This window comes from Paraburkholderia podalyriae (assembly GCF_014397785.1).
GTDB lineage: Bacteria > Pseudomonadota > Gammaproteobacteria > Burkholderiales > Burkholderiaceae > Paraburkholderia > Paraburkholderia podalyriae.
In genome coordinates this window covers 1-7,299 of the sequence record NZ_VZQQ01000129.1, presented here as the reverse complement: position 1 = coordinate 7,299, position 7,299 = coordinate 1, and the positions used below count along the sequence as shown (strand labels likewise).

General features: G+C 60.5%; 6 protein-coding genes. 1 reads left to right on the top strand and 5 read right to left on the bottom strand.

The annotated features are described in order from the left end of the window. Positions 1 to 218: 218 nt before the first annotated feature. The 4 genes from F6X42_RS41050 to F6X42_RS41035 all read right to left on the bottom strand — a co-directional run bounded on the left by F6X42_RS41050 (position 219) and on the right by F6X42_RS41035 (position 3,666). Positions 219 to 995 carry an alpha/beta hydrolase family protein gene (locus F6X42_RS41050; protein ID WP_187639498.1) on the bottom strand — a complete coding sequence of 259 codons (777 nt, stop codon included), beginning with the start codon at positions 993 to 995 and terminating at the stop codon, positions 219 to 221. Next, positions 985 to 2,151, bottom strand: coding sequence for a DUF3182 family protein (locus F6X42_RS41045; RefSeq protein WP_187639497.1), 1,167 nt, complete (start codon positions 2,149 to 2,151; stop codon positions 985 to 987). Before F6X42_RS41045 ends, F6X42_RS41050 begins: the two co-directional genes overlap by 11 nt. After that, complete coding sequence (locus F6X42_RS41040) at positions 2,148 to 3,194, bottom strand: YncE family protein (RefSeq protein WP_187639496.1); 1,047 nt, start codon at positions 3,192 to 3,194, stop codon at positions 2,148 to 2,150. Before F6X42_RS41040 ends, F6X42_RS41045 begins: the two co-directional genes overlap by 4 nt. 79 nt (positions 3,195 to 3,273) lie before the next feature. Beyond that, positions 3,274 to 3,666, bottom strand: a complete 393-nt coding sequence (locus F6X42_RS41035) for a hypothetical protein (RefSeq protein ID WP_187639495.1) — start codon at positions 3,664 to 3,666, stop codon at positions 3,274 to 3,276. 137 nt (positions 3,667 to 3,803) lie between these two features. Here F6X42_RS41035 and F6X42_RS41030 point away from each other — a divergent pair, with 137 nt between their 5' ends. After that, positions 3,804 to 4,130: a hypothetical protein gene (locus F6X42_RS41030; protein ID WP_187639494.1), complete on the top strand. Its 327-nt coding sequence runs from the start codon at positions 3,804 to 3,806 to the stop codon at positions 4,128 to 4,130. 738 nt (positions 4,131 to 4,868) lie between these two features. Here F6X42_RS41030 and F6X42_RS41025 read toward each other — a convergent pair. Beyond that, complete coding sequence (locus tag F6X42_RS41025; RefSeq protein ID WP_187639493.1) at positions 4,869 to 6,434, bottom strand: methyl-accepting chemotaxis protein; 1,566 nt, start codon at positions 6,432 to 6,434, stop codon at positions 4,869 to 4,871. Between the last annotated feature and the right edge of the window lie 865 nt (positions 6,435 to 7,299).

The following is a 7,299-nucleotide window of genomic DNA, read 5'->3' as shown; positions in this document are numbered from 1 at the left end:
GCTCGAACCCTGCTGCTTCATGCTTGCAATCGTCATGCGTTCTTCAGGCTGCAGTTGTTGGTAACTTCTTTTTTGCATTGGCACACCTTACACGAGCAAGGTGTTGCACTTCAAATTTGATCGCGCCTACGTTCTACGCTTCCCAAAAAGCGTGACAGAGTGCCTCGAACGGAGGCCGCAACCATGACGCGTCGCCGCTCGCGGCAACGAATTCGCGCCTAGGTTCTTGTGCGATCCGGCGCCGCGCCGCTGCTGCCGGCGCGCAAGCCCGCGACCATCTCGCCTAGCCAGTTCACAACCAGCGCCGTGTACGCGCGCTGGCTGCCGTCGTCAGAGAGGCCGTGATCCGCGCCCTCGATGATGCGATACGTCAGCGAATGCGCGCGCAGGAATGCCTGCAGATAGCTGGCGATGACCGTGTGCGGAACAATCTCATCGTGTTCCGATTCGACCAGCAGCACGTCGCCATTGAAGCTCGCGGCGGCACGCAACGCCCGGTTTTCCGTCGCCGGCACGATGCGCTTGCGGTACTCCACAAGATCGTGCTCGACATGCAACGCGCGTTTCGGCGTGGTCCAGCCGTCGTCGAGATACAACGCGGGCACGCGCAGACCGAGCCACCGCACGGGGCGCAACTCCGTCAGGATGGCCGCGAGATAGCCGCCATAACTGCTGCCGATCACCGCGATCGAATTGCGGTCGATCAACGGATGTGCAACCAGCGAGTCATACGCGGCAATCAGGTCGTTCAGGTTCGTCTCGCGCGTCACTGTCTGCTGTTCGCTCTGCGTACGCGCATGCCCTGTGAGGTCGAACGTCAGGCATACGCAGCCCATGGCCGCCGCCTGCCTCGCGCGTTCGAGATACTGTCCCTGGTTGCCGCCCCATCCGTGCACGAAAAGTACGCCGGGCACGGTCGCTTTCGGCACAAGCATGGTGCCGTCGAGATGGCCGTGTTCGACCTTGATCTGCAGTTCGTAACGGTCAGCTGTCATCAATCGACGCTCCTTTGCGGGGTTCCCTGCCTGGCGTGTAATACTTCGTGATTTTACCAGCGTGCGCATCGACACCACGGTAGACCACACACGCCCCAGCGGGTAACCGTACATTTTTTCCATAGATCTCGCGTGTCGACGCGTACACGAGATGCGCGTCCGGTTCGGCTCTGAACGTGCGCAGTGCGCCGATCTCGGCACCCGTTGCGCCACCGACGCGCCAGGACTGCTCAAGCACGCCGCAATGAAGGACGCCCGCTTCATCGAAACCGCGCGCCACGTCGTAGTTTCGCCTCGATGCAAAGAACCCGGCGTAGTCGTTGTGCACAGCGGCATCGAACGCGCGCGCCTTCGCGATGGTTTCCCGTATGTTTTCCGGAAGCTCGAGCCGCACAAGCGCATCGAAGCCGCCTCGCACCACAACCAGATCCGTGCCGCCATAAACATGGTGGCCGCGATTGTTGACGGTCAGGTGCTGCACGCCATAGTAGCTCGCTTTCATGTCGTCGATCTCGATCTGGCCGACGCTGAATGTTTCAATCCCATCCAGATGCCGCTCGATGACGATGCCTTCTGCTCGCAACGCCTCGTCGCCGAGCGCATCGAGTTCCGCCTCCAGTTGGTCGAGGTTCTCAACGAGCGCCTGTCCAGCGCCGCCGATTCCATAGGGCCGCTTGACGCGCACGCGGCCGCCTTCCCACAGGATGCGCGCGGCGTTGCACGCATCCTCGCGTGAAAATGCCGAGTAGCCCGGCAACACGAGTGACGCGGTATGCGAACTGAACGCATGGGACCAGCCAGGGGGTGAAGCTTTTGCACCGTCGGGCAGGCCGTGCGCAATGAGCTTCGTCGCCACAAAGGGAAACGGCACGACGCCGCCATACAGATCGCGTACGGACCGCACGCCGAGCTTGTGCGCGAGCGCAACGGTGAGCGTGTCGTCGGGAACGAGATAACGATGCGCCGGATAGGCGCATGCTTCATCGAATTCGCCCGCAAGCTGCGTGCCTTTCAGCTCCGCGATCTGTCGCGCGAGTTCCCGAAGTGTGTCCGCTTCGTGACCACGTGGCGCCACCTTGGGTCCTTTGCGATACAGGAGGACGACTGGCAACGCTGGCGCCGCGGAGCTTGCGCCGACCAAAGGTGGTAGCGTCATTGCGATGACATGATACGAAGCACCGGACTTCCGCCGACGTCTTTCAGCGCGAAAAACGAATGGTGTGTAGCCTGATCGATAACGACGACATGCGCATTTGGCCCGAGACGGCCCTCACCGATCTTCCTGATATTCGCGCCTCTGACGCTGAACATCGAAACGATGCCAGCTTCGCCCGCCACATACAGTGTGCCAGGTGCCGGATCGAACGCGAGCACGTCGGGGTCGCTGCCAATGTCGAACGACCGGATAATTCGCCGTGCACCCAGATCGAAAACGAGCAGTTTATCGTTTCCCTGGCAAGCGATAAAGGCGAGCCGATCCTGCGAATCAATCAGCAGCCCATGATTGTGTTTGGCTCCCGGAAGCCCAAAACGGGCAACGATCCTGTCGACGGTCGGGTCAATTTCGATGAGTTCGTTGCGGCTCTGAACGTTGACGAAGATGTGATGCGATCGCGGATCGTATTGCGTATTGCCAACCTCACCGCCGAGTGGAATGGTCGCGATACGCCGATTGGTTCGGACGTCAATGACGGTCTCCGTGTTACCGGTCTCGTCTGATACGTAGAGCTTATGCACCTCTGGCGCGTAAGCCATCCCGTCCGGGTAGTGCCCCCCTGGCATGCGCGCGACTATTTTTAGCGTCGCTTCGTCGATGGCGACGATTTCGTCCGTTCCTGTCGCTGAAGCAAACACGCGTGAACGTTCGGGAATGGCGAGCACGCCGTGAACGGATGAGACATCAGCGATGCGTGCGATCACGCGCGACGCACCCACATCGAAGACGATCACTTCCCCGTCGCCGAGGTGAGCGATGAACAGCAGATGGCGAGCGGCGTCGTAGCTTTCGTAGTCGAGCCGGGTGGCCCGACCCGGCAACGGGATGTCGGCGACATGCGTCAGTGGCAGGCCATCGACTCCTTCTTCCGCGGCAGCGGGCGTAACCGGGTGCAGCAGAACGCCTGCAACTGCGGATAAAACGAGGAGGACGAGGTGCGACAGGACCGCTGGACGCAAGCGCCAGTGTTGCAAGGTTCTCATGAAACCCTCCCACGGCGCGACTACCACCGCTGCGCGCAAGGGGCAGCGGTGGCATCGCGCATTAAAGTGCCGTGCAGCGTTATCGCGTGCTTGCGCTCTGCGCGTCCAGGGCCGCCTTGACGCTTTGCGCACGAGTCCCGCGCCAGTTCACGCCATGGAGGGCGTTTCCGTTAGCCCGCCGAACACCAGCGGCGATCTGATTGCGAAAGCGAATCGCTTCGCTGAAGTACATCTTCCGATATTGCAGGCGCTGAGAATCGCTTGAGGAAGAGATACGGTCGGCGGCATCGCACGCTAACGCAAGCGCCAGAAAACCAGGTGAAGCCACTGCGTCGCGCGAAGCATGTGGCAATGAAAGCGCGCGTTGCAATAAGCCGTTCTGCGAACGGCCGCTGTCTAAATGGATCGGCCACTTGAATGTCCACCGCTCGATGCGGCTGAACGTCAGCAACTTGCCGGAAAGAGCCCGCAACGCGGTGATGGGTCAATATCGGCTGGCAGGGCCCCGGATATGGCAGCCAGGGGACTTGCAATGGTGATGGTCCTGCTATCACTATTGCGTGTACTGGGCTACAGATGCTTTTTGAGCTTCGGATAAGGACGGACGCCGTGAGTATTCTCTGCCGAGTCCAGATTGCCGTAACGATTTCCGGGGTTGTCACCGGATGCGTGTCGCAGCCAATTGGGCCGGCGGTAGCTGTGAAGCCGGGGCGCGACAAGCCATTCACCGTCTTTCTGCGGGACGATGCGCAGTGCAAACAGTATGCGAGAGAGCAGCTGGCGCGCGGCGTGGACCCCCGCGCTCAGAGCGATGCCAACGTGTCACGGGCACAACTGAATGCGCAGCAAAGATACTATCTCGCGTACCTGGAATGCATGCGCGCGAAGGGAAATGATGTGCCGGACGGTGCAGCGCCAACTACGCAGTCTGAATAGGCGATCTTCAATGTGTTGTACTTTCCCAGGTGCATCGGTTACGAGCCCATGCAATTTTCTGGGAAGACTTCCTTCAGCTTTTTGACAAGCGGCCTTGTTGCAAAGGAATTTCTTGACAAAACAGTGCATTGCGACATATTTCAAGCCGCGCGATGCGAAGTGACACCTTTGATCCTGAGGCGAATTAGACGTTTTTATTTCGTTCGGATTGGAAATAAAATCGTCAACTCGCGCTGTCAGATCCATTGCAGCGGCTTGATTTGCATAAGGCGACTTGGCGGGCGAAATACAGCCATTGAGATAAGAAGAGAATCTTTATAGCCATGTCCCTGCGACCGTGTAACCTGGACCCAGTCAGGCCGGGCTGTCGAACGGACGATGCCGGCGACGGCGACCGGCTCAAGTCGACCCACTACCGCCGCTCGACGCGGTGCCGCTCCGACGGCCACTTTGAAGTTACAACCCGATATTCACTTGATGACATCCGGTGGTGGGTGTTTGGTCTGGCGCATATTGGCCTCTCGTGTTACCCGTCCGCGCATCTACAAATCGATATCGATTTCATTGTTCAGCAAGCGCGGGCCGGTGTGCCAGTCTTGCCATGCTCAGTTCAGAACGTTTCCCATTCGCTGCGTACCGCCGCCGGCTTCAGTCCATCGGCCGCGGGATTGGCAGGCGAGTGGCGCATTCCCGGCGCCGCACGGCTCGCAGCCATTGCAGGCGCTTTCGCCTTCGGCTTCACATGGGGGCGACGCCGAGCGGCGCTTCATCGTGAAGGCGGAAGGTCGCGACAGCCGTTCTCAGTGCACCGGCCTGATCTTCAAGCGACTGCGCCGCTGCCGCTGCTTCTTCCACCAGCGCCGCGTTCTGCTGTGTGACTTCGTCCATCTGCGTCACGGCGCGCGCCACCTGTTCGATACCGCTGCTCTGCTCTTCCGATGCCGCCGCGATCTCACCCATGATGTCGGTCACGCGCTGCACTGCGCCAATAATCTCAGTCATCGTGCGGCCGGCTTGATCGACGAGCGAGGTACCCGACTGAACGCGCTCAACCGAGGTGCCGATGAGTTGCTTGATTTCCTTCGCCGCCGCCGACGAGCGCTGGGCGAGTGAGCGCACTTCGCCCGCCACGACCGCAAAGCCGCGGCCTTCTTCGCCGGCCCGCGCCGCTTCCACGGCTGCATTGAGCGCAAGGATGTTGGTCTGGAACGCGATGCCTTCGATGATCGTGATGATGTCCGCGATCTTGGCGGAGCTTTGATTGATTTCGCCCATTGTGTCGACGACCTGCGACACCACGCGGCTGCCCTTGTCCGCGATTTCCGACGCGTTGGCCGCGAGAGAGCTGGCCTGTCGCGCGTTGTCGGCATTCTGCCTCACGGTGCCCGTCAGTTCGTCCATGCTCGACGCCGTTTCCTGCAGCGCCGACGCCTGCTCTTCCGTGCGCGACGACAGATCGATATTGCCCGCTGCGACCTGCTTAGTGGCCGAGGCGATCGATTCGCTGCCTGTGCGCACCGTGCGCACAGTATCGATGAGGCTCGCCTGCATCTTTGAGAGGCCGCGAAGCAATTGACCCATTTCATCGTTCGACGTCACGACGACGTCGCGGCGAAGGTCGCCCGACGCGATGGCGTCGAATTGTGCGAGCGCCGCATCGAGCGGACGTGCGATCTTCCGGCGCAGCGACAGCCACGAGTAGCCGGCTGCGGCCATGCCCAGAAAAATGGCGATGATGTTGAGCATGCGGAATGCGTTGAAGGTCGCCTGGCCCTCGTCGTACGCGGCTTTGGCGGCTTCGAACTGGAACTTGCGCAACTCGACGCCCGACTTGGCGAATTCGTTGAACGCGACCGACATAGCACTTGCGGCCTTCGTGATTCTGTCGTGGTCGTTGGAACGGACGTCAGCGTAGCTCGCGTCCAGCAGCTTCTGGAGTGCGAGCCGCTGGCTGTTGAAGGTATCGGCGAGTTGCTTCTCGCCCGGGCCCTGCGGCAAAGCAGCATACGTTGCCCACGCCTCATCCGATGCCTTGCGCATAAGAGCGCCGTGGCCGATTGCATCTTCGGCGGAGGGCGGCGTACCGGCATTAATCGCGGCGCGATCGAAGCTCAGGCGTTCGCGCGCCATGTACATTTCGGCGTTTCCGACTGAAACGGCGCTCGGCATCAGGTTGGTGAAAAGATCGTAGGTCGTGGTATCCGAGCGGCTCATGCCGATCAGACCAATTGTGCCGATTGCCACGAGAAGTGCGCTCAAAAACGCCATGGCCAGCGCCAGGCTGCCCTTTATCGTCGAAAACATGGTTGTCCAGAGGTTGCTGCACCGCTTACTGTGCGATAGCGGGCGGCGATGCGGCACCTGCTGCGCTGGCCGACGATTAGTATCGGATCGTCCTATATAACGACAGGAGGACGACATACTGAAGGGCGCGTGTCGATGTACTAAAGTGTATTCTGCCGAAACAATTAGTTTGGAATGGCGGCCTACGCGACAGGCAGGACCGACGCGCGAAGGTGTGATGTCTGAGCGGAGCCGACGTCCGAATGTCCGTGAGAAGGCGCGGGGACTAGCGGCCGGACTTAACGGTCACTGCCTAATGCAAGCGGCATACGAGACCTGAACCATCGAGAGGCTGCGATCGGCAGAACGCGACCGAGGCCGTGTGAAAACGCAAAAGTACTCGGTTTTTGGGTGTCGCTTTACCCTTCCCGAGTTGCCACTAGGCCAACACAGAGCGATCTGGAGGGTCAATTTTTTTCGAGCACCGCATTACGCATTCGTTTTCACACGGCCTCGACCCCGAGCCGCCGCTCGAACTCGCGCCACAGCAACGGCTGCTTCCGAGGTGCAACTGCCAGTCGCCTCATCGAATTTGCCGAGTGGCCCTCAGCCGACATCAATCCGATGACGGCCAAACGCAGCGCAGTGACCGATTGTTCAGGCGAGGATTTGCAACCGCCCTGGCCTGATCCATCAATCCCTCCGATCGCCCGCGACTCCCTCACCACGGGATCGTTTCATTCTCCCAGCGCGTGAACGTCCCTGTTGGGCTGTCCGGGCCCAGCAGCGCGACGCGCACCGCTTCGCGAGCGCCTTCCTCGACGGTCTCGGTGCCCAAATAGCCGTTGAGGTTCGTTTTGGTAAAGCCCGGGGAGACAGCGTTGAC